The following is a 21,363-nucleotide window of genomic DNA, read 5'->3' as shown; positions in this document are numbered from 1 at the left end:
TCCCTTAAAGTATCTGACGGCTCAGCTTTATTCCCTTTAGCACTTCGATAACGGTTCCCTGGGGCTGCTCCTTGCCGTCCTTGGCCGCGGGGGCCTTGGCTCCGGCCAGGGGCACCAGGCGCGACAGAGTGACCCCGTTGCCGGGGTTGGGGTCGTGGTCGGTCTGGTTCCTGAGCGCCAAGACCACCTTGCCCTGGTTGGAGGACAAGGCCAGGCGCTCGGCCTGCTCGGGCTTCAACTGCAAGGTAACCACCTTCACCTTGTTGGTGCGGCCCCGTAGCTTGCTGTCGCGCTGGACCTTCTCACCCACGGTGAGCACGTTGATGTCCTCCAGGGTGGTGCGCGCGATGGGGTCGTTGTTGAACCTGCCGCCGCTCAGGGTGACCAGCACGTCGACCCGGTCGCCGGGTTGCACGAAACCGCCCACTCCGATGACTTCATCCACCCGCACGGTCATGGCCCGGTATCCTGGGGGCACCACCGCCGAGAGGCCGCCGGCCGCGCCCTTGGGGGCCAGCTTGGCGGCCAGGATGGGCTCTCCCTTGACCATGGGGCCCTTGGTGACCCGGCCCACCACCGCCTTGGCGCTGGTGAAGCGGCCCTTGGGAAGGGCGCCCACCGGCCAGTTGATGATGGTCAGGTCGCCGGAAGCCAGGCTCTGGCCGGCGGGCAGAACCCGCGCGGCCACGATGACCGGGGCCAGCTGGAGCTTCTTGGCTCCGTCGCCGGCCCGGGCCTGGGCGTTGATCCACTTGTGGGCCCCCCAGGCGGCCGCCCCGGCCAGCATCAATGCCAGTGCCAGGAATATCAGGGGTGCCTTACGGTTCATGGTTCACCTCATTCGTGGCGCATCACCGTGGTGGCGCTCAAATTGACTGAGCTCAGGGAGCCGGGAGCCAGAGCCCCCAGCACCGGGAGCTGATAGGTGCTGTCGACCTGCACCGTGACCAGGTCCCCCGCGCCGCCGTCGGCGCCGGTGGCGGTCACCGATGCCGCGCCCGGGAAACCGGAGGTGGTCAGCAGGGTTTGCACGTGGGTTTCCACGTCGGTGTTGGTGATGTCTCCGGGGTTGAGCAGGCTGGCCATGCGCGCTCCGTCGCGGGAGGCATTGACCATGATCTGCTTGGCGTACCAAGCCGAGCCCAGCTCCACCACCGCGAAGATAAGCAGCAGGAACACCGGCAGAAAAAGAGCGAATTCCACCGCCACCGAGCCTCGCTCGGAGCGGCGCAGCTTGCGGACGATGGACATTTAGTAAGCCCCCTTGAGGACTGCCAGCCAGAGCGCCCCGGCACAGATGGCCAAACCGTAGGGTAGCTTGAGGCCGCGGGCAAAGACCCGCCAGCCCCGGATTCCGGCCAGGCCGTGGGCGGCAAAGAGGCGGACGATGGCCAAGGCCCCGCCCGCCAGGACAGTCAGGTAGAACAGCTCAACCGCGCCCCAGGGCCCCAGGAAGACGCCCAAGGCGCCCAGGGCCTTGACGTCGCCGGCGCCCACGGCGCCCAGAAAGAAGAAGATGGCCATGAGCCCGGCGGCCACTAGACCGCCCAGAAGGGCGTCGGGCGCGGCGGACCAGCCGCCCCGGCCAATGGCCAGGACCAAGCCGCACAGGGCGGCCAAGGCATTGAGCTGGTTGGGAATGCGGTAAGAGATGAGGTCGTAGCTGGCCATTAGCATGGCCATGAGCACCATGACCAAAAGGTTGCCCTGGTTGGCCCCCGCGTGTAGGGCCAACCAGGGCAAGAAAAGGCAGGCGGGGAGCAGGCCCCAGCTGGGTCCGCTCAACTGGGCAAGTGCACTGCTCTCCGCCCGCGCCAACATGGTTTCTGCCTCATCCCCACTTGAGTGAGTCCTACGAGCCGCCCGAGGTGTTCAAGGCGGTGGTGGCCGCGGTGATCTTGGAAGTCACCGTGGTGCCCAGGGTATAAGCGGCGGTGGCGATGGCCGCCCCGATCAGGGCCAGGAGCAGCGCGTACTCGACGGCGCTGATACCACTGTCATCCGTGATCAACCTCTTGATTGCCTGGCAGGCCTTCATGACTCTCCTCCTGGATTAGGGAATACGATTCGTTAAGGACCGTTTGAAATCTGTCGTTTGACCCAATACAGATACAGGAAGCGTGCCAGGAGGCCGCAAAGGGCAAAAAAAATTGTTTTGGACTGGATTGATGCTAAAAAAGACAATTAAAACAATACGATAAACTGAAAGGCCTGAAAAGGGCAGGCGATGGGCAAGACGATGCAAGAGGCCGCGATCAATTACGAAATTGATTACAATTACGGTATCGTAATTACGAAAGCGTAATTAGGGCGGAAATGCCCTAGCGGCGGCGGCGGGCTTCCAGCATGGGGTGGTTGATGTCCAACTTGTCTAATTTATAAGACAGCGCCCGGGGGGAGATGCCCAGAAGCTCGGCCGCCCGGCTCTGCACCCAGTCGCTTTGCTTAAGGGCCAGCTCCACCGCCAGGTGCTCCAGCTCCTTGAGCTCCAGGGTGGGCAGGCCGTTGCCGCTTTCCCTGCCCGACACGGTGGGGCTCAGGCCCAGGTCGCTGGGATCGATCTCGTCGCCCGAGGCGAAGAGCACCGCCCGCTCCACCGAGTTTCTCAGTTCGCGGATGTTGCCCGGCCACTGGTACTCCTGGATGGCCTCCATGGCCGCCGGGGAGAAGGGGCGGGCCTGGCAGCGGCTCTCCTGGCAGATCTTGTGGTGGAACATCTCGGCCAGGGGCACCACGTCCTCGGCGCGCTCCCTGAGCGGCGGGATGTGGATGGGCGCCACGGACAGGCGGTAGAAGAGGTCCTCGCGGAAGCGGGCCTGGCTCACCGCCTCGGCCAGGTCCACGTTGGTGGCCGCGATGATGCGCACGTCCACCTGGATGGTGCGGGACCCGCCGATGGGCTGGACCTCCTTGTCCTCGATGGCCCTCAGGGTCTTGGCCTGGGTGGCCGGGCTCATGTCGCCCACCTCGTCCAGGAACAGGGTGCCGCCGTGGGCCTGCTGGACGCGGCCCACCCGGGCCTTGTGGGCCCCGGTGAAAGCGCCCTTCTCGTGGCCGAACAGCTCGCTTTCCAAAAGGGTCTCGGCGAGGGCCGCGCAGTTGACCGTGACCAGGTTGGCCCCCTCGCGGGGGCTGTTGGCGTGGATGGCTCCGGCCAAGAGGCTCTTGCCGGTGCCGGTCTCGCCGGTTAGGAGCACGGTCACGTCGGTGGGGGCCACCCGGGTGATCTTGGCCAACACCTTCCGCATGGCCGGGCTCCGGGCCACCAGGGAATCCAGGCGGTAGATGTAGGGCTGCTCGTGGCGCAGATAGTCCACCGCGTGGTTGAGCTGGGCCTTGGCCAGGGCCCGCTTGGCGGTCAGGCGCAGATGCTCCAGGTTCAAGGGCTTTTGCTGGAAGTCGAAGGCTCCGCGCTTCATGGCTAGCACGGCCACGTCCACCGAGCCGTAGCCGGTGACCATGATCACCGGGGTGCCTGGCAGGTGCTCTTCCACGTAGTTCAAGAGCTCCTCGCCGCTGGCCCCGGGCATACGCAAATCGGTGATTATCAGATGGAAGCCGCGCTTTTCCAGCAAGGCGATGGCATCGTCGCCGCGCCCGGTTTCCACCACCTGGTGGCCGTCCAGGCTGAGCGCCTCGGCCACAATCTCGCGGGCGTCTTGGTCGTCGTCGACCAGCAGTATTTGGTTGGAGGGGGCCATGGGGCGGGCAACTCCTCAGGACTTGGCCAAAAAGCGTTCTAAAAAGGGCAAAACCTCGCGGGTGAACTTGAGGGGCTTCTCGAAATAGGGGGTGCGCCGGGCCACCAGCTCCCGCCGGGTCTCCTCTTCCCAGAAAAAGGCGGTGAGGAATATCACCTCGTGGAAATCGAAGTCCTTGGCCAGCCAGTCGGCCAGCTCGAAGCCGTTGGCCCCGGTCAGCTTGATATCGACCAGAGCGGCGTCGGGCACGCGGTCGGTCTGGCGGAACCAGGCCATGGCCTCCTCGGCGGAGCCCGCCGTGGCCACCTCGTAGCCTTCCCCGCCCAACCAGTCGCTGATGGTCTGGAGCACTCCGGGCTCGTCGTCGACGACCAAGATCAGGCTCAAGAGGTCCCCCCTTCGTCCTTTTGCGGATCGATCCGGTACATGCTCCGGTTGCCCAACTGCCCTTCGTGGAGCAGCTCGGTGTCGCCCTGGCTCAGGCGCTCCAGCTCACGCACCGTCACCTCGATATCCTGCACCGCGCGGTCGTAGTTGTCCACACGGGCTTGCTGGTCCTTGCCCCAGGACACCTTGACCTGGAGCATCTCCACCGCCCCGCTGAGCACCACCAGGGCGTTGCGCACCCGGTGGCTCACCGTGCCGGCGTAGCGCAGCAGGGTGGCTTTTTCCACCATGCGGCCTTCGCGCCGGAGGGCGGAGAATGTGTAGACCGCGCCGGCCGCGGCCAGGATGACCATGCTGAGCAGGGCGATGGCCCCGAATTTGTTCAGGGTGTCCTGGCCCACCGCGCCCAGGACGGCCTGGCTCTCCACCACCGCCAGGACGAAGCTGCCCTCCATGGTGCGCCAATTCAGCTGGGCCTCGCCCTGAGGCAGCGCCTGCATCTGGCTGCCTTGGGCCCCCATCTTGCCGGCGTCCACGGCTATCTTGCCTTGGTTAAGCGCCGCGGCCAGGGCCCCGGAGGCCGCGAAGGTCTCAGCCGAGCTTTGGGCCAGGGCGTCGGTGGCCACTCCCACCGTGCCCCCCGCGTCCACGATCCACAGGCTGGTGCCTTTGGCCCCGGGCAGGATGATGTCCCGGGCGAACTGTTTGATGTCCTGCTGCTGGACCACCGCTCCCAACAGCTTGCCGTCCTTGTCCTTCCAAGGCGCGGCCATCACATATACCAGGCGTCCCCGGTCCGGGATGAGGCGGGAAATGTAGAAGTCGCGCTCCGGGTCCTTTTGGAAGGCGTCGATAACAAAGGAATAGGAGAGCAGCCAGGGATCGTCCAGCCAGGGGCGGGTCTGTTTGAGCTCGTCCAAGCGCGCCTTGGGCAGGGGCTCGCCGGCGTCGTCGATCACCGCGGCGGCCTTGCTGGGGCGGGGGCGGCCGTCCAGGCCCACCACCGCGACGCCCTCGATAAAGGCGTGGCCGTCGGGATACACGTACCACACCAGGGTGTCGGCCATGAGCCGGGCCTCGTCGTAGGAGCCCAGGTGGAGGGTGTCGTCGCCGGCATCGGCCTGGGAGTCCCACTTGGCGTCGTAAAACTGCTCCTGCCACAGGTTGAGCCGGTTGTTCACCTGGCGCAGATGCTGCCGCAGGGCCTCGCCGCGCAGCTCGTTGCTGAGCCAATAATAGCCCAGGGCCAGAGGCAGAGCCGCCAGGATGGTGACCAAGGCGAAAAAGGCCCAGGCGCGGTGGCGGGGCCGCTCAGACACCCTCGGCCTCCGCCTCGCGGGGCAGGCGCACCGTGAACTCGGTGCCTTGGGGGTTGGAGTCTATCTGGTAGCGGGCTCCGTAGTAGCTGAGCAACTGGCGCACCGAATGCAGGCCCAGGCCCACCTGGTCCTCCGAGTGCTTGCCGTGGGAGAAGAAGGGCTCGAAGATGCGGGGCCGCACCTCGGGGGGAATGCCCTGGCCGTTGTCCGACACGCAGACCTCCACCCAGCCCTGGTTGCGGCAGGTGAGCACCCCCAGGCGGCGCTCCTTCTGGCCCAGGGTGGCCTCCACCGCGTTCAAGAGCACGTTGCGCAGGGCCTGGGAAAAGTCGGAGTAGAGCCCCTTGATCATGGGCAGGGCCGGGTCCAGGTTCACCTGGAACTCCACCCCGTGCTTGATGTTGAGGTCGTTGCGCAGAAAGGCCAGCTCGGTGCGCAGGATCTCGTTCAGGTCCAGGGACTGGTGCTGACGGCGGCTGTCGCCGCTGATCTTGGCCAAGAGGTCGCGGGTGGTTGCCGCGATCTGGTCCACCTGGGCGATGATCTTGTCGCCGCCCCGCCTGAGGGTGGGGGGCCAGTTGTTCATGCGCTCGGCCATCTCGGGCTCTTCCTCGGCCAGCCGGCCCAGGAGGGTGTTCATCATCTCCGCCGAGGAGCGGATGACGCTCAAGGGGCCGGCCAGGTTGTGCATCAGGCCGGCGGCCAGGGAGCCCAGCTCGGCCAGGGAGATGTACTCCCTAAAGACCCACATCTGACGCTGGTCCTCCAGGCCGAAGGCCAGGCCCTTGACCAGGACGCCGGGGCCGTCCGGGCGCATGATCCGGCCCAGGAAGGGCGACTCGTCGCCCTGCTCCAGGGGGGCCGGGGCGGGCTGGACCACTTGGGCGGGGGCCAGGCCGCAAAGGTCGGCGAATTCGCGGTCCATGAGGCGCTCGCCGGCCGGGTTGAGAAAGCTCAACCCCTCGGGGTCGAACACCGCCAGGGCGTCCTGACCCACCGAAGCGGCCAGAAGAAACCGGGTATGATAATCGGGCAAGCTCAAAGGCAGTTTCCTCTCGGGCGGCGGTCACGAATGGCAACCAATACCGTAACAATAGAACATGATACATCGTGAAGGCCAATAGTTAAACATGGTAAAAAATCACATGGTTTGCCCGCTCGGGGCCTTTTATGCCAAGATATCGCGCATGAATAGCCGATAATGCCCCACTGAGGAGCGATAATGCCCCGCCTGCTAGCTGTTTTGGCCCTTGTGTCGTTGTGGGCTTTGCCGGCCCTGGCCGCCGGAGAGCAGCCCTGGGTGGACGCCGAGCGCTTCCAGGCCCAGCAGCCCGCCCCGCCTCCGGCCGCCGCCCCGGCCCCCGCCGCACCAGCTGCGCCCCAGGCCCCGGCCGCGCCCCCCGCGCCCCCGGCCCAGGCGGCTCCCCCGGCGGCCAAGCCCGCCGCGCAGCCAGACTACGCCGACCAGCCCGAGATTCAGCGCCGCCGCAAGGCCCGCCTGGCCTACACCCAGGCCTTGGACGAGTTCAACGCGGGGCATTATCGCCAGGCCGCCAGGCTTTTCCAGCAGCATCTGGCGGTGTTTCCCGAAAACGGCCAGGCGCGCAAGTATCTGGCCATGTCACGGAAGCTGCAAAAGGCCCAAACCCACGGCACCCTGAAGGTGCTCAGCCGCCCCAAGGCCCAGGTGCAGCTCGACGGCCATCTACGGGGCGAGACCCCTCTCACCCTGGACGAGCTGCCGGTGGGTAGCCATTTCTTGCAGGTGCAGGCGGGCGGGGTGCGCCAGGGGCGGCCGGTGGAGATAAAGCCCATGACCACCACCACCGTGGAGTTCGACCTGACCCCGGTGGAGATACAGAGCACGGCCCAGCCCAGGGCCCCGGCGGGCAGCCGCGCCTTTGCGGCGGCCCGGGCCAGCCTGGTCCCGCCCCAGGGCTGGAAGCCAACGGAGGACGCGGCCAAGCGCCAGGTGAGCCTGTGGACTCCGGACAAGGAAGCCATGATCCAGGTTAACCTGGCCACGGCCGCGCCGGGCATGAGCCTGGAGAGTTTCGTGGCCGAGTTCGAGAAGGGGGCGGTGGGCCGGCCCGGCGGGGCCCTGCAACACAAGGCCAACGGCAAGAAGGGAAGCGTGGCCGGACGCCCGGCCTACCAGGCCCTGTACCAGGGCAAGGACGGTCAGGCCACGGTGGTGTTCCTGAGCGTGGGGGAGCGCGTCTACATCCTCAGCCTGATCTGCCCGCCCGCGCGCCAGGCCGAGCTGGAGCCCGCCTTCCGCGCGGTGCTGCAAAGCTTCGCGCCCCTGCCTTAGGGGCTGGGCCTAGGGAAAAGGGATGAGGCCGGGGCGTCCCCGCGCGGAGGCCGCCCCTGGTTATGCCGAGCTTACTTGAAGAACTCCAGCAGATGCTGGTGGCTGGCCCCGTTGCCCAGGGCCAGCATCAATAGCAGGCGGCTCTTGAAGCTATCCAGGTCGCGGGAGAGGATGCAGCCCGCCTTCTTGAGGGTGTAGCCGCCGCCCTGGTCGCCGTAGATGGGCCAGGCCCCGCCGTGCACCGGCCGGGTGGTGATCACCACCTCCACGCCCTTGCTCAGGGCGTACTTGATGGCTCCGTACACCTCGGCGTTCACGTTGCCCGAGCCCACGCCCTCCACCACCAGGCCCTTGGCGCCATGGTCCACCGCATAGCGGATCAGCGAGCCGTCGCTGCCCGCGTAGTCGGCCACGAAGGTCACCTTGGCCAGCTTGGCGGGCAGGGGCAGGGTCAGGCGGGGCGGGCGCGGGTGCCAGCGCTCCACCACTTTGCCCAGCACGTAGCCCAGGTAGCCCTTCTGGCCGGAGGTGAAGGTCTGCACGTTGGTGGTCTGGGTCTTCACCGCCCAGCGGGCCGCGTTGACGTAGTAGTTCAAACACACCACCACGCCCCAGCCCTTGGCCTCGGGCGAAAGCACCAGGGTCACCGCGTCCATGATGTTCACCGGCCCGTCGGGGCTCAGATCGCTGGCGTCGCGCATGGCCCCGGTGAAGACCACCGTCTTGGGGCTGGTGAGGGTGAGGTCCAAAAACCAGGCTCCCTCGGCCATGGTGTCGGTGCCGTGGGTGACCACCACGCCGGCCACCTCGGGCTTGGCCAGCTCGGCGGCCACGGTGCGGCTCAGCTTGGCCCAGATGGCCGGGGTCATCTGGGAGGAGTCGATGTTGACCAGGTTGACCACCCGGATGCGCGCCACCTTGGCCAGGCCGGGCACCGCGGCCACCAGGCTGTTGCCGCTCAGGGCGGGCTGGGCTCCGCCGCCGCCCCCGGTTTTCTCGGCGATGGTGCCGCCGGTGGCCACCACCACCACCAAGGGCAGCTTGTCCTTGGCCAGGGCCGGAAGCGCGGCCAGGATCAGCGCGGCGGCGCAAATGATAAGGCATATTTTCTTGAGCATGGCTGCTCCGTTTCCCTAGAGAAGTTGCAGAATGATGTAGCCGGCCACGGTGAGCAGGATGGTGCTCACCGCGTAGGGCACGGGATAGCCCAGGGCGGGCAGGGAGGACTTGGCCTCCTCGCTCACCGCCTTGAGCGCGGCGGTGATCACTCCGGCGCCGGTGCAGGCGCCGATGTTGATCACCGGGTTGAGCCGGAGGATGTACTTGCCCCACAGCCAGGGCAGGATGGCGGTGATCAAGGTGACCGCCAGGCCGGCCAGGAACACGTCGGCGCCCGAGGTCTTGAGCACCTTGATCACGCTGCTGCCCGCGCTCAGGCCCACCACCACGATGAAGATGGTGAGCCCGATGTCCTCCAGGATGGCCCGGGCCCCGCCGGGGATGTTGCCGAAGGTGGGGTGGCGCGAGCGCAGGAAGCTGATGACGATGCCCGCCAACAAGAGGCCGCCGGCCGAGCCCAGGCTCAGGGGCACGCCGAAGACCTTCACGGTGATGGCCCCGATGAGGCTGCCCACCACCATGCCCACCGCCAGGGTGAACAGGTCGGTGACCCCGGAGCGGCGCACCGGGTAGCCCAGCACCTTGGCCAGCTCGTCCACCCGCGAGCCGATGCCGCTGATGATGAGGATGTCGCCCTTTTGCAGCTTCTGGCCGTGGTGCACCTGCTGCTCCACCCCGCCGCGCATGAAGCCGGTGACGTAGCAGCCCCGGCCGTGGTTCTGGCCCACCTCCTGAAGGCTCTTGCCCGCCACCGCCTTGTTGGTCACCAGGATCTCCAGGTCCTCGGCCATAAGGTCCAGGATCTCCTTGTCCGGTTTCTCCGGGCCGATGACGCTGGCCGCCTGGGCCACGTCGTTGATGGAGCCGGACAGGGCGATGAGGTCGCCCTGGGCCAGTTTGAAATCAGGGCTGGGTTCGATGATCTTGTCGCCGCGCTTGATGCGCTCGATGGCCAGGTTCTCCGGGTGCTCCTGGGCCAGCTCGCTCAAGGGCTTGCCCTCGATCTCGGGGTTGGTCACCTCGAAGGAGCGCAGGTCCCAGATGTGGTACTCGGAGAAGTAGTCGCTGTTGGGGTCGTGGCCCGGCTCATCCTGGCTCATCTGGGCCTCAAGCTTCTTGGCCTCGGCCGCCAGGTCGTAGCCGAAGAAGCGGGGCAGCATCTTGAACAGCACGATGCGTCCCACCGTGCCGAAGAGGTAGGTGATGGCGTAGGCCACGGCCACCGAGCTCATGGCCATGTCCGCGGTGATGCCCGCGGGCGGCTTGGCCGCGCCCGAGGTTATGGCCTGTTCGGCCGCGCCCAGGGTGGGGGTGTTGGTCATGGCCCCGGAGAGGATGCCCGGCGCGATGCCCCAGTCGAAGCCCCGCCACTCCGAGATGATGTAGACCACCGCGAAGCCCGACAGACAGGCCACCAGGGACATGGTGACCAGCTTGAGGCCGTCCTTTTTCATGCCCGCGAAGAACTGGGGCCCCACGCGCAGGCCCACCGCGTAGATGAACACGCCGAAGCCCACGCTCTTGATGATGGGCGCGATGTTGTAGTCGGCGGTCAATCCGATAAGAAGGCCCACGATTAGCGAGCCGGCGATGGTGCCCAGGGAGAACCAGCCGATCTTGATGTGCCCCAGCATGTAGCCCAGGGCGATCACCAAAAACATCAGGACCACCTGGTTGTTCTTGAGAAACGCGATTACCTCGTGCATGAGTATCGACTCCCTCTCGCGCGGCCCTACTTCTTGGCCTTTTGGTACTCGCCGTAATACTCGGCCACCAGGCTCTTGACCTGCTTGCCGATCTTCACGTAGGCCTGGTCCGGAAGGTTGGCCAGGGACACCCGGATGGTCCAGTCCGGCGCGTCGAAGCCCGCCCCGGGCAGGAGCACCACCTCGCGCTCGGCCGCCAGGCGCAGGACGAAGTCCACCGGCTCGTAGCTCTTCATCATCCACTTGGCAAAGGCCTTGCCGTACTTGGCCTCGGCCATGTCGCCCACGTCGATGGTGGTGTAGTAGTGCGCGTCGTAGGGGCTGGAGCTATAGCCCAACTCCACGGCCTTGTACAGGTCGTCGAAGCGCTGGCTCACCACCGCCTGGGCCTGGGCCTTGTACTTGTAGCCCGCCTTGTAATCCAGCAGGCCCTGCAAGGCGAACAGGGCCATCTGCACCTGCTGGGGCGTGGAGAGCCCGGCGGTGTGGTTAAGGGCCACGGCCCGGCTGTCGGCCACCATGCGGTCGATGAGCTTCATGGAGGGCACGTCCAGGGTCACGCTGCCGTAGCGCTGGTTCAGGGCCTTCTTGTCCTTCTTGGACAGCCCGGCGATGGCCTGGTCGAAGACGTTGTTCTGGTGGATGGCGATGACCCCCAGGCGCCAGCCGGTGCAGCCGAAGTACTTGGAGAAGGAGTAGACGCAGATGGTGTTCTTGGGGCAGGTGGCCATGAGCGAGCGGAAGCCGTTGACAAAGGTGCCGTACACGTCGTCGGTGAGGATGATGAGGTCCTTGCGCTTGGTCTTGACCAGCTTGGCCAGGTAGGCGAGGTCCTTGGGGGCCATGCTCACCGAGGGCGGGTTGGAGGGGTTGACCAGGAAGAAGGCCTTGACCTTGGGGTCGGCCAGCTTTTCCAGCTCGCCCTCGGGCACCTGCCAGTCGTTGTGCTCGTCGCCCATGACCTCCACTTCCATCAACTCATAGTCGTTGAGGTGGGGGATCTCCAGATAGGGCGTGAATATGGGGGTTCCCAGGGCGATCTTGTCGCCCTTGTGCAACAGCTTGTTCTCGGCCAGGGAGTTGAAGATGTAGCACATGGCCGCGGTGCCGCCCTCGGTGGCGAACAGGTCGAACTTGCCCCGGGGCGGTTTGGCCGCGCACATCTCCAGGTCCAGATACTTGCGCACCACCACCTCGCACAGGGAGAGCATCCGGTCCGGGGTGGGGTAGTTGTCGCCCAGGATGCCGCCCACCAGCTCGGCCAACAGGTCGGCCCGCTTGAGGCCCATCTCCCGCTGGGCCAGGGAAAGGGCGGAGCGCAGGAAGGCCACGCCCTCCTGATCCTTATGCGCGGCGCACCACTTGTCGAAGCGGCTGATCATGCCGCGCACCACCGGGTGGCCGCCCATGGCCGGCAGGTCGAGGGCGCGCTCGGACTCCGAGGCCGCGAACTGCCCCAGGCTGAAAAAGGCCTGGCGCGGCTCAGTGGCGGTCCAGTTGGGGTTGCCCCGGCCCGCGTTGAGCATCATGCGCTCGTGGCTGGTGGTGGCCAGCTCGATGAGGCGGTTCTTGAGCTGGAAGGGGCTGAGCCTTTCCAGCTTGCGTTCTTGGGCGCGGGTGGAAGTCTTTTTCTTGGGCATGGTCCCCTCCCGGAAATGTAGCCTGAATATCCCGCCGGATGGATGCGTTCTGGATGGGAGATCGGGGCGGGCGTGGTTGGACCCATTCTAGCGCAATATCACTAGGAGATTAAAGACAATACAGCCTGGAGCGATTTGGCCGGGCCCCGATCGCTCCGGCCGGGCCTGCGGATGCTTGGCTTGCCGCCCCGGCCTCCGCGAAAGACCGCATGGGGCCTGGGCCCGATGCGGTTGGCCGTGTTGCGTGACCATCGCGTTAAACCAGAGCCCCCGGCCGGGACAGGGCTTGCCAGGCGTCGGGCAAGGGTGCTAACTTAGTGCGCAATTTGGCTTTTAGGTCCGTAACCTGGATGGGAGCAACCGTGACGCCTAGCCCGGAAATCATCAGCAGCTGGAGAGACAAACTGAGCGCCGTCCTGGAGCGGCTGGAGCTGGATCAGGCCCGCCGCCGCGAGCTGAGCCAGGTGGTGGAAAGCGGTTTGGAGGTGATGGAGCAGCTCGGGCGCGAGCTGGAGCATTGCCGCCACCACAGCCGCCTGCTGGAGCAGGTGCTGGAGAGCACCTCCGAAGGCATCGCGGTAACCGACGCCATGGGCCAGGTCCAGATGGTCAACGCGGCCTTCTGCCAGATCTGCGGGCACGAGGCCGGGCAGGCGAACGGCCAGTCCCTGGCCGGGCTGAACCAGCACCCCGACGCGGCCGGCGTCTATGCCGCGATCTTCGCGGCCCTGGAGGACGAGGGGGTGTGGGGCGGCGAGGTGGTGCACCAGCGCCCCGACGGCCACGAGTTTCACCAGTGGCTTTCCGTGGCCCGCATGGGCGGCGACCAAGGCCGCCTGGTGTGGGCGGTGCGCGACATCAGCGCCATCAAGAACTCCGAGGAGAAGATCACCTACCTGGCCTACCACGACGCGCTGACCGGGCTGCCCAACCGCCGCCTGTTCAACGACCGCCTGGAAAAGGCCATCGCCAGCTCGGCCCGCAAGGACCAGCGCCTGGCCCTGTTGTTTCTGGACCTGGACAATTTCAAGCACGTGAACGACGGCCTGGGCCACGCGGCGGGCGACGAGCTGTTGCGCGAGACCTCCGCCCGCCTGGCCGACACGGTGCGCGACGAGGACACCGTGGCCCGCCTGGGCGGCGACGAGTTTATCGTGCTCTTGATGGGCATCCGGGAGCCGGAGTACGCCGGGGTGGTGGCCCAGCGGGTGCTGGACGCCATGGCCAGGCCTTTTAGCCTGCGGGGCCGCGAGTTCTTCCTCTCGGCCAGCGTGGGCATCACCCTGTTCCCGGACGACGGCCGCGAGGCCGAGACCCTGATGGCCAACGCGGACATGGCCATGTACCGGGCCAAGGGAGCGGGCCGCAACAACTTCAAGCTGTTCACCCCGGAGCTAAACGACAAGGTGCAGCGGCGCATGGCCCTGGAGGGCGCGTTGCGCTCGGCCATCGACAACCAGGAGTTCCTGGTGCACTACCAGCCCAAGGTGGAGCTGAACCAGGGCAGCGTGGTGGGGGTGGAGGCCCTGGTGCGCTGGCAGCGCCCCGAGCAGGGGCTCATCAGCCCGGGCGAGTTCATTCCCCTGGCCGAGGACACCGGCCAGATCGTGCCCATCGGGCGCTGGGTGCTGGAGCAGGCCTGCCGCCAGACCAAGGCCTGGCACGACAAGGGACGGGAGGGCTTGGCGGTGTCGGTGAACCTCTCGCCGCGCCAGTTTCAGCAAAAGGACCTGGTGCCCATGGTGGCCGAGACCCTGGGGCGCACCGGCCTGGACCCGCGCTGCCTGGAGCTGGAGGTGACCGAGAGTATGGTCATGAACTCGGTGGACGAGGCCATCGTAACTCTGGAGGAGCTAAACCGCCTGGGGGTCCAGCTCTCCATGGACGACTTCGGCAAGGGCTACTCCAACCTCTACTATCTGAAGCGCTTCCCCATGAACACCCTGAAGATAGACCGCTCCTTTGTGCAGGACGTGGCGGTGAACAGCGACGACGCTTCCATCGTGGACACCATCATCAACATGAGCCGGGGCCTGCGGCTCAAGGTGATCGCCGAGGGGGTGGAGAACCGCGATCAGCTGAGCTTCCTGCGCGAGCGGCGCTGCGACCAGATCCAGGGCTTCCTGTTCAGCCGGCCCCTGCCCGAGACGGAGCTGTACGACCTGCTGGCCAGCGGTACGCGCCTGCACTAAAAGAGCCTTCCCCAAAAAACAACCAGGCCCCGCCGTGCGGCGGGGCCTTATTCATTTTATAGCGATGACTGCTTAGGTCTTGGCCAGGTTGAGATGGCGCAGGTTGTCCTTGCGGTGGCGGGGCAGCACGTCGTCGATGCGGCCCTCGCGCACCATGGTGACAAAGGCCTCCACCATTTTGCGGTCGAACTGGCTGCCCGCGCCGCGCTCCAACTCGTCCAGGGCGTCCCTGAGGCCCATGGCCTTGCGGTAGGGGCGGTCGCTAGTCATGGCGTCAAAGGCGTCGGCCACGCTGATCACCCGGGCGGGCAGGGGGATGGCCTCGGCGGCCAGGCCGTCGGGATAGCCCCGGCCGTCGTAGCGCTCGTGGTGGTGGCGCACGATGGCCATCTCGGCCTTGGTCAGCTTGAGGGGCCGGATGATGCTCTCGCCCCAGATGGGATGCTTGCGCACCATCTCCAGATCCTCGTCGGAGAGCTTGCCTTCCTTGTTCAGGATCTGGCGGTCCAGGGCGATCTTGCCCACGTCGTGGAGCATGCCCAGGCGCTTGAGCATCTCCACCTCTTCCTCGGGCAGGCCCACCCGGGTGGCCAGGCGCGCCGCGTAGGTGGTCACGCGCTCGGAGTGGCCGCGGGTGTAGGGGTCCTTGGCTTCCAGGGCCTGGGCCAGGGACTGCACCGTGGACAGGAAGGATTCCTTGAGGTCCCGGTACATGCGGGCGTTTTCGATGGCCAGGGCCACCTGGTTGGCGAACACCCCCAGATAGTCGCGGTCCATGCTGGTCACCGGGTCGTCGCCCTCGGGGCGGTCGGCGGCCAGGATGCCGATCACCCGGCCCTGGGCGGTCAGGGGCAGGATCACGATGGCCTGGGGCTGATACTTGCGGATGATGAGGTTTTTGGGGTTCAGGTTCAAACGGGCCGCGTCGTGGCTGATCAGGGGCTGGCCGCTCTGGGCCACGCGGGCCAGGAGGTTGCTGGAGCGGTCCATGGGCACCGAATAGCCGTCCATGGGGGCCAGGTCGCTGGGGTCCATGCCCACGCCCTCTTCGAAGCGCAGCATCTGCGCGCTCTCGTCCACCAGCATGATCATGGCCCGCTGGTAGCCGATGGTCCTGAGGAACAGGGAGAGGACGTTGGGAATCAGTCGGCCGTAGTCCAGCTCGGAGAGGATGGCTCCCGAGGCCTGCTGGATGGCCAGGATCTGCTCTATCTTGCGCATGAGCTGGCGGTTGAGCGCCTGCACCTCGGAGTACTTGTGCTCCAGAAGCTGCTTGTCGTGCTCGATCTCGGCCAGGCTCTCGCCCAGGAGGCTGCGCTGGTTGTGGATGAGCAGGCGGGCCCGCTGCACCAGGGAGGGGTTGCGCCAGCGGACGTCGAACTCGCAGTATTCGTCGCCCTCGAACTGGCACTTGGTCTCCTCCACCCGGGCCGGGGGCAGGCCCCAGATGGTGGGGATGGCCGAGTAGACCCCCTGGTTCATCAGGCAGAAGTCGTCGCTGACCTCGATGCCGGGCAGCCAGTGCAGGCGCACCAGGGCGTGGTCCGATTCCTGGGCGACCAGCTCCACTTCCTTGGTGCGGTTGAACTTGCGGTTGATGGTCTCCAGGCGCTTGACCGCCACGCGGGGCGAGGCCCAGGCTTTCAAAAGGATTTGCTGGATGTAACCCAGGCGCTGGTGGGTGACCGATTCGAAGCCGATCTGGAAGGCCACGCGGGGATCGCCGGTGAGCTCGCGGGCGTTGGCGTACATGCGGGCCAGAAGCCCGGCCGACACCCAGTTGTGGGCGTCGCGCAAAAAGGCCAGGGGCTCCTCGATCTCGCCGAGCTCATCCTCCAGCCCCTTGAGGAGCAAATGAGGCGAGCCGTAGTGCCGCTCGACATAGTCGATGATGGCCCGGCTATTGAGGCAGCTGTTGTGGCGTTCCACGGCCTGATCCATCCCGCAACCCCGGGGGGGCTGAAAAGTTTTAGCTTTTCCGCGAAGTTGCTTTGTAGATCATCAGTCGGAGCGCTCCGTTTGTCAAGAGCGTCCCTAAAAAAACAGAACCTTTATTGTGCAGTCAAATTAGGGCGATACAACATATAGTGGTCCTATAGGCGCTGAGCGGATCAGGCCGCCAGGGTGAAGCGCTCGCAACCCTCTAGGGCCGCGGGCAGCACCTCCACCCCCAGGCCCGGGCCGATGAGCGGCGGGGCCATGCCTCCCGGCCCGAAGGTCAGGTTTTGCCGGATCAGGTCTTGGTCCACGAAGAACCGGGTCAGGCTGCCCTCTTGGTAGACCAGCTCCGGGTGCATGCCCCCGAACTGGCGGCCCAGGGCCGAGAGGATGCCCAGCTCGCCCACCTGGCAGCCTAGCATGCACTTGAGCCCCGCCTCTTGGGCCAGCTTCATCAGCTCCAGGGTGCGCGACGGGCCGCCGCATTTGGATAGGCGCAAATTGAAGCAGCCCACCCCTCGGGCGGCGATGAGCCCTTCGGCGTCCGCGCGGGTGCACAGCGACTCGTCGGCGATGAGCATGGGCTCCACCGCCGCGTTGACCTCGGCCAGGGCTCGGGGCCCCAGCTCGGCGGGCACCGGCTGCTCCACCGCCTCCACTCCCAGCTCGGCCAGGGCCTTGATCTGATCAATCGCTTCGCCGGGGCTCCAGGCGCCGTTGGCGTCCACCCTCAGACGGGCCTCGAGGCCCAGGGCCTCGCGCACCTTGGCCACCAGCTCCACGCCGCCCTGGCGCTCCACCTTCACCTTGACCTGCTTCAGGCCCATGGCCTTTACCTGGCCCAGGATGGCGGGCAGGGCCGGGGGGGGTAAAAGAGGCACCACCGCGCTGTAGACCACCGGCGCGGGCGCGCCGGAGCCCAGGAAGCTGCTCAGCGAGCGCCGCGCGCGGCGTCCGGCCAGGTCGAGGAGGGCGGTCTCCAGGGCGCAGGCCGAGGCCGGAGCGGCGTCCAGGGCCTGGGCTCCGGCGATGCGCTCCAGCCAGCCCAGGGCCTGGCCGTCGGGTATCTCGGCGTCCAGGACCAGGGGCCCCAGGCCGCTTTTCAGGGCGGCCAGGGAGCTTTCCACCTCTTCTCCGGTCACATAGCTGCGAGGAACCCCCTCGCCGTAGCCGACTTGTCCCTGCCCGTCGGTCAGCGCCACCACGACGTTGGCCGTGGCCGTGTTGCTAGCCAGGCTGTGGGACACCGCCAGGCTGAAGGGCCAACGAATCAAATAGGCGCTCAGGCTTGTTATGTGCATTCACCGTGTCCACTTGAGCAGGCAGGAACTGGTTCAGTTTTTTCCACTCATACCACTGCTGGGGCTCTTTGAGAATATAATCGCTGAGCACCGACAGGCACTGGGCCGAGACCTGGGTCTGGCCATGGCCGGCGGGATGGGCGGAGGGGTCCAATAGCTCCAGTTCGTAGCGGCGGCCCCGGCGGTGCACCAGGCCCATGATCACCACGGCCTTGGACTTGCGGGCCAGAAGGTCCATGGAGCGGTCCAGGGGCACGGAGAGGCCCAGGAACTTGGTGGTCTTGTCCTTGTAGGGCTTCCACATGCTGATCTCGTCGCACTGGGTGATGAGCACCCGGCCCCGCTTGAGATGCTCCACCGCGGTGAAGAACACCTCGCCGGACTTGGGGTCCATCAGCTCGGTGCCCGCCCGGGACGAGCGCTCCTCCAGGATGGCCTTGAGACGCGGGGTCTTGCAGTGGACCATCACCGAAAGGGGATAGCCCCTAAAGGCCAAGGCGCCGGGCATGAACTCCAGGGCGCCGTAGTGGCCGGTGATCAAGAGCACGCCGCGCCCCTGGGCCACGGCCTGGTCCAGGACCTCCTGGTTGGTGATCTTCACTTTGCGCAGGCACTTGGCCCGGATGGTGGGGAAGCTCTTGAAGGCCAGGTAGAGCTTCTCATGGTAGTGGTCGATGATCCCGGCGCGGACCTTGGGCCAGACGCGGCCCAGCTTGGCGGCGGGCAGGCAATGGCTCAGGGCGCGCTTGATGGCTCCGGACTCCTTGCCGGCCACCTTGAAATACAGCCCCGCCAAGCTTCCAAGATACATCCGGCTCATCCAGGCCGGCAAGGCCCCGAAGATCCAGGTGTTCCAGGAGAGCTGCAAAAAGGAGCTCAGGTCCTTCAGTTGCAGCTTCTGTTTGGCCCAGGTCCACGTCCAGGCCTTGATCCTTTCCCCAAGGGATGGTTCCTTGGGGAAATCTTCGCCACGGTAGGTCCTTGGGTTGCCGACACCCGTGCGCTTCGCATGGTCGACGACCGGCATGCTCATGGCAGTGCTCCCCAGCGGCGGGGTGCAGCCGCAGGCGGCTTCCCCGCAGCCAAAATTTTGAGAGGGAGTAGCGGACGTGCCCGGCGGAATACACGACAGATGACCGGTAACAGCGTTGTTCGGGTCTGTCTAGGCCCAACTACACCGGGACATACCCCCCTATTGGGACAAGCTTTGGATATAGCCGTTGGACAAAGTAATATTACGCATTAAGCACGTGAACCTACAAGCATTTTTTTGACTCTCCCATGTTAAGCTTGGGTGAAGCCCGCCCCCGGCCCCAGGCCGCTTGACTGAACCGCCCGGTAATTTGCTATGGTGGGGAGCCGGGAGCGGCGAAATCATACCTTCAGCCGGGCCATTGAATGACCCCCCTAAAAAAGTTAACCCGCAGCTTATGGACCACCGAGCAGGGCACCCTCATGGTCCTGGGCGTGGCCGTGGGGATTCTGGGGGGCTATGGCGCGGTAGGCTTCCGCTATCTCATATCTTTCCTGCGCACCCTCTCCTACGGCAGCGACGCCAACCTATTGAGCGTGGTGGCCGGGCTGCCTTGGTGGTATCTGCTGGCCGTGCCCGTGGCGGGCGGGCTGGTGGTGGGGCCGCTCATCTACTTCGTGGCCCGCGAGGCCAAGGGCCACGGGGTGCCCGAGGTGATGGAGGCGGTTAGCCTCAAGGGCGGCTTCATCCGCATGCGGGTGGTGCTGGTCAAGTCCCTGGCCTCGGCCCTTTCCATTGCGGTGGGCGGCTCGGTGGGCCGGGAGGGGCCCATCGTGCAGATCGGCTCGGCCATCGGCAGCGGGGTGGGTCAGGTGTTCAAGGTGAGCGCCGGGCGCATGCGCATCCTGGTGGGCTGCGGCGCGGCGGCGGGCATCGCGGCCACCTTCAACGCCCCGGTGGCGGGCATGATGTTCGCCATGGAGATCGTGCTGGGCGACTTCGCGGTGGCCACCTTCAGCCCCATCGTGCTCTCGGCGGTGATGGCCACGGCGGTCAGCCGCTATTACCTGGGCGACTTCCCGGCCTTCATGGTGCCGGCCTATCATCTGGTTTCGGCCTGGGAGCTGGCCCTATACGCCGGCCTGGGCCTGGCCGCCGGCGCGGTGGGCGCGGGCTTTACGGCCACCCTGTACAAGGTCGAGGACTGGGTGGACGCCATCCGCATACCGGAATGGGCCAAGACGCCCTTGGCGGGCCTGGGCCTGGGGATCATGGGCCTGGGCTTCCCCTGGGTGCTGGGGGTGGGCTACGAGGGCATCGAGCTGGCCCTTAACCACCAGATGGTCTGGTGGCTCATGCTCATGGTCATGGTGGTCAAGATTTTCGCCACCAGCCTGACCATCGCCGGGGGCATGTCCGGGGGCATCTTCGCGCCCTCGCTGGTGATCGGGGCCATGCTGGGCGGGGCCTTCGGGGGCCTGGCCCATGAGCTGGCCCCGGGGCACACCGCCGGGGCCGGGGCCTATGCCATCGTGGGCATGGCCGCGGTGGTGGCCGGAGCCACCCACGGGCCCATCACCGCCTTCTTGATTCTGTTCGAGATGACCGGGGGCTACCAGATAATCCTGCCCCTGATGATCGGCTGCACCGTGGCCACCCTGGTGGCCCAGCACATCAACCCCGAATCCATCTACACCCTCAAGCTGATCCGGCGGGGGGTGGATATCCACGCGGGCAAGGACATGAACCTGTTGCGCTCGCTGAGCGTGGACCGGGCCATGCGGCCCTCGGTGGACAGCGTGCCCCAGAACATGACCCTGGGCCAGTTCCACCGCAAGGTCATGCTCTCCAAGTACGCCTCTTTCCCGGTGGTCAATGACCGGGGCGAGCTGGTGGGGATCATTAGCCACGCCGACTACGCGGCGCACCACGTGGACAAGGACCTGTGGGACCTGGTGGTGGTGGCCGAGCTGGCCACCCGCGAGGTGCAGACCGTGACCCCCTTGGACACCCTGGACGCGGCGCTACGCAAGATTTCGGCGAAGGACTACGCCACCCTGCCGGTGGTGGCCGGGCCGGACGACCGGCGGCTGGTGGGCATCCTCAGCCACCGCGACATCATCAGCGTCTACACCACCACCCAGCGCAAGAGCTCGCTGGATGGCGGCGAAGAAGCTTAGGCCTGCGCCTGTTTGGCCCCCGCGGCCAGCATGATCATGGCCCAGCCGCCGAAGATGAGGTCTATGCCCAGGAACAGGCCCAGCACCCACAGGGTGTCGCCGGGCCAGCCCGAGAGGATGATCAGGCCCAGCACCACGCCCATGATTCCGCTGAACAGAATCCACTTCCAGTTGGGGGCCGGCTTCACCTTGAAGGCCAGGCCCAGCTTGACCACGCCCTCCACCAGGAAGAAGATGGCCAGCACCAGGGTTATGGTGACCGCGCCCAGGAGCGGCCGGGCCAGGATGAGCCCGCCGGCGATGACATAGACGATGCCCACCAGCAGGTTCCAGGCAAAGGCGCTCCAGCCCTTGGACCGGAAGGAGTGGATGAGCTGGATCACGCCCTGCAGCAGGATCACCGCCCCGATGAGCAAGGTGACCGCCATGGTGGCGGCCAGGGGAGCCAGGATGGCCAGGCTGCCCAGGATAAGGGAGATGATGCCCGTGGCCATGAGGCCGCCGCGGTGCTGCTTGATCTCTTCAATGCTCCGGGGCAGAATGCCGCCGGTCTGGCTAGCACTGTCGCTCATTCTCTACAACCTCCTTACGCC

At 66.3% G+C, this 21,363-nt stretch carries 18 protein-coding genes; 3 read left to right on the top strand and 15 right to left on the bottom strand.

Translation table 11 applies throughout. The features are described 5' to 3' along the window. Window positions 1-4 precede the first annotated feature (4 nt). The 8 genes from cpaB to KQH53_09240 form a co-directional block, all read right to left on the bottom strand. A complete protein-coding gene (gene cpaB / locus KQH53_09275) occupies window positions 5-829 on the bottom strand; it encodes a Flp pilus assembly protein CpaB (protein ID MCB2226856.1) in 825 nt (274 codons plus the stop codon). Window positions 830-837: 8 nt separating this feature from the next. Beyond that, window positions 838-1,251 carry a pilus assembly protein gene (locus KQH53_09270; protein ID MCB2226855.1) on the bottom strand — a complete coding sequence of 138 codons (414 nt, stop codon included), beginning with the start codon at window positions 1,249-1,251 and terminating at the stop codon, window positions 838-840. Further along, window positions 1,252-1,785, bottom strand: a complete 534-nt coding sequence (locus tag KQH53_09265) for a prepilin peptidase (GenBank protein ID MCB2226854.1) — start codon at window positions 1,783-1,785, stop codon at window positions 1,252-1,254. It abuts the gene before it with no gap. 67 nt (window positions 1,786-1,852) lie between these two features. Continuing rightward, window positions 1,853-2,038 carry a hypothetical protein gene (locus tag KQH53_09260; protein ID MCB2226853.1) on the bottom strand — a complete coding sequence of 62 codons (186 nt, stop codon included), beginning with the start codon at window positions 2,036-2,038 and terminating at the stop codon, window positions 1,853-1,855. A gap of 283 nt (window positions 2,039-2,321) precedes the next feature. Further along, complete coding sequence (locus tag KQH53_09255; GenBank protein ID MCB2226852.1) at window positions 2,322-3,701, bottom strand: sigma-54 dependent transcriptional regulator; 1,380 nt, start codon at window positions 3,699-3,701, stop codon at window positions 2,322-2,324. 15 nt (window positions 3,702-3,716) lie between these two features. Next, window positions 3,717-4,088, bottom strand: a complete 372-nt coding sequence (locus tag KQH53_09250) for a response regulator (GenBank protein ID MCB2226851.1) — start codon at window positions 4,086-4,088, stop codon at window positions 3,717-3,719. Next, the gene (locus KQH53_09245) at window positions 4,085-5,407 is read right to left on the bottom strand and encodes a PDC sensor domain-containing protein (GenBank protein MCB2226850.1); all 1,323 of its coding nucleotides are present in this window, start codon (window positions 5,405-5,407) and stop codon (window positions 4,085-4,087) included. The genes KQH53_09250 and KQH53_09245 overlap by 4 nt, the downstream gene beginning before the upstream one ends. After that, entirely contained in the window at window positions 5,400-6,443 is a 1,044-nt protein-coding gene (locus tag KQH53_09240; protein MCB2226849.1) for a HAMP domain-containing histidine kinase, read from the bottom strand. Before KQH53_09240 ends, KQH53_09245 begins: the two co-directional genes overlap by 8 nt. 186 nt (window positions 6,444-6,629) lie before the next feature. Here KQH53_09240 and KQH53_09235 point away from each other — a divergent pair, with 186 nt between their 5' ends. Continuing rightward, window positions 6,630-7,721, top strand: coding sequence for a PEGA domain-containing protein (locus KQH53_09235; protein ID MCB2226848.1), 1,092 nt, complete (start codon window positions 6,630-6,632; stop codon window positions 7,719-7,721). Window positions 7,722-7,792: 71 nt separating this feature from the next. On the opposite strand, the gene KQH53_09230 is transcribed toward KQH53_09235, so the two are convergent. From KQH53_09230 to KQH53_09220, 3 genes are read right to left on the bottom strand one after another with little or no spacing between them, the layout of a single operon-like run. Beyond that, a complete protein-coding gene (locus tag KQH53_09230) occupies window positions 7,793-8,839 on the bottom strand; it encodes an asparaginase (GenBank protein ID MCB2226847.1) in 1,047 nt (348 codons plus the stop codon). A gap of 15 nt (window positions 8,840-8,854) precedes the next feature. Then, window positions 8,855-10,546, bottom strand: coding sequence for a hypothetical protein (locus tag KQH53_09225; GenBank protein MCB2226846.1), 1,692 nt, complete (start codon window positions 10,544-10,546; stop codon window positions 8,855-8,857). A 26-nt stretch (window positions 10,547-10,572) separates the two neighbouring features. Continuing rightward, window positions 10,573-12,186: a bifunctional aspartate transaminase/aspartate 4-decarboxylase gene (locus tag KQH53_09220; protein ID MCB2226845.1), complete on the bottom strand. Its 1,614-nt coding sequence runs from the start codon at window positions 12,184-12,186 to the stop codon at window positions 10,573-10,575. A gap of 362 nt (window positions 12,187-12,548) precedes the next feature. Here KQH53_09220 and KQH53_09215 point away from each other — a divergent pair, with 362 nt between their 5' ends. Beyond that, entirely contained in the window at window positions 12,549-14,378 is a 1,830-nt protein-coding gene (locus KQH53_09215) for an EAL domain-containing protein (protein MCB2226844.1), read from the top strand. A 72-nt stretch (window positions 14,379-14,450) separates the two neighbouring features. Here the strand turns inward: KQH53_09215 and KQH53_09210 are convergent, their stop codons facing one another. The 3 genes from KQH53_09210 to KQH53_09200 all read right to left on the bottom strand — a co-directional run bounded on the left by KQH53_09210 (window position 14,451) and on the right by KQH53_09200 (window position 18,650). Further along, entirely contained in the window at window positions 14,451-16,307 is a 1,857-nt protein-coding gene (locus KQH53_09210) for an HD domain-containing protein (protein MCB2226843.1), read from the bottom strand. Window positions 16,308-16,489: 182 nt separating this feature from the next. After that, window positions 16,490-17,617 carry a hypothetical protein gene (locus KQH53_09205; protein MCB2226842.1) on the bottom strand — a complete coding sequence of 376 codons (1,128 nt, stop codon included), beginning with the start codon at window positions 17,615-17,617 and terminating at the stop codon, window positions 16,490-16,492. Beyond that, the gene (locus tag KQH53_09200; protein ID MCB2226841.1) at window positions 17,544-18,650 is read right to left on the bottom strand and encodes a lysophospholipid acyltransferase family protein; all 1,107 of its coding nucleotides are present in this window, start codon (window positions 18,648-18,650) and stop codon (window positions 17,544-17,546) included. The genes KQH53_09205 and KQH53_09200 overlap by 74 nt, the downstream gene beginning before the upstream one ends. Window positions 18,651-19,015: 365 nt before the next feature. Here KQH53_09200 and KQH53_09195 point away from each other — a divergent pair, with 365 nt between their 5' ends. Beyond that, window positions 19,016-20,770, top strand: a complete 1,755-nt coding sequence (locus tag KQH53_09195) for a chloride channel protein (GenBank protein MCB2226840.1) — start codon at window positions 19,016-19,018, stop codon at window positions 20,768-20,770. Here KQH53_09195 and KQH53_09190 read toward each other — a convergent pair. Then, complete coding sequence (locus KQH53_09190) at window positions 20,767-21,342, bottom strand: HdeD family acid-resistance protein (protein ID MCB2226839.1); 576 nt, start codon at window positions 21,340-21,342, stop codon at window positions 20,767-20,769. The genes KQH53_09195 and KQH53_09190 overlap by 4 nt on opposite strands. Window positions 21,343-21,363: the final 21 nt, after the last annotated feature.

The organism is Desulfarculaceae bacterium, assembly GCA_020444545.1.
In the GTDB taxonomy this organism is placed as follows: domain Bacteria; phylum Desulfobacterota; class Desulfarculia; order Desulfarculales; family Desulfarculaceae; genus Desulfoferula.
The sequence above is the reverse complement of the archived record's forward strand: the minus strand, read 5'-3'. Positions and strand labels throughout refer to the sequence as shown.

Bases quoted from the DNA above. Each gene is read 5' to 3' on its own strand.
- cpaB (MCB2226856.1), bottom strand. From the start codon at position 829: ATGAACCGTAAGGCACCCCTGATATTCCTGGCACTGGCATTGATGCTG.
- KQH53_09270 (MCB2226855.1), bottom strand. From the start codon at position 1,251: ATGTCCATCGTCCGCAAGCTGCGCCGCTCCGAGCGAGGCTCGGTGGCG.
- KQH53_09260 (MCB2226853.1), bottom strand. From the start codon at position 2,038: ATGAAGGCCTGCCAGGCAATCAAGAGGTTGATCACGGATGACAGTGGT.
- KQH53_09255 (MCB2226852.1), bottom strand. From the start codon at position 3,701: ATGGCCCCCTCCAACCAAATACTGCTGGTCGACGACGACCAAGACGCC.
- KQH53_09235 (MCB2226848.1), top strand. From the start codon at position 6,630: ATGCCCCGCCTGCTAGCTGTTTTGGCCCTTGTGTCGTTGTGGGCTTTG.
- KQH53_09230 (MCB2226847.1), bottom strand. From the start codon at position 8,839: ATGCTCAAGAAAATATGCCTTATCATTTGCGCCGCCGCGCTGATCCTG.
- KQH53_09225 (MCB2226846.1), bottom strand. From the start codon at position 10,546: ATGCACGAGGTAATCGCGTTTCTCAAGAACAACCAGGTGGTCCTGATG.
- KQH53_09220 (MCB2226845.1), bottom strand. From the start codon at position 12,186: ATGCCCAAGAAAAAGACTTCCACCCGCGCCCAAGAACGCAAGCTGGAA.
- KQH53_09205 (MCB2226842.1), bottom strand. From the start codon at position 17,617: ATGCACATAACAAGCCTGAGCGCCTATTTGATTCGTTGGCCCTTCAGC.
- KQH53_09200 (MCB2226841.1), bottom strand. From the start codon at position 18,650: ATGAGCATGCCGGTCGTCGACCATGCGAAGCGCACGGGTGTCGGCAAC.
- KQH53_09195 (MCB2226840.1), top strand. From the start codon at position 19,016: ATGACCCCCCTAAAAAAGTTAACCCGCAGCTTATGGACCACCGAGCAG.
- KQH53_09190 (MCB2226839.1), bottom strand. From the start codon at position 21,342: ATGAGCGACAGTGCTAGCCAGACCGGCGGCATTCTGCCCCGGAGCATT.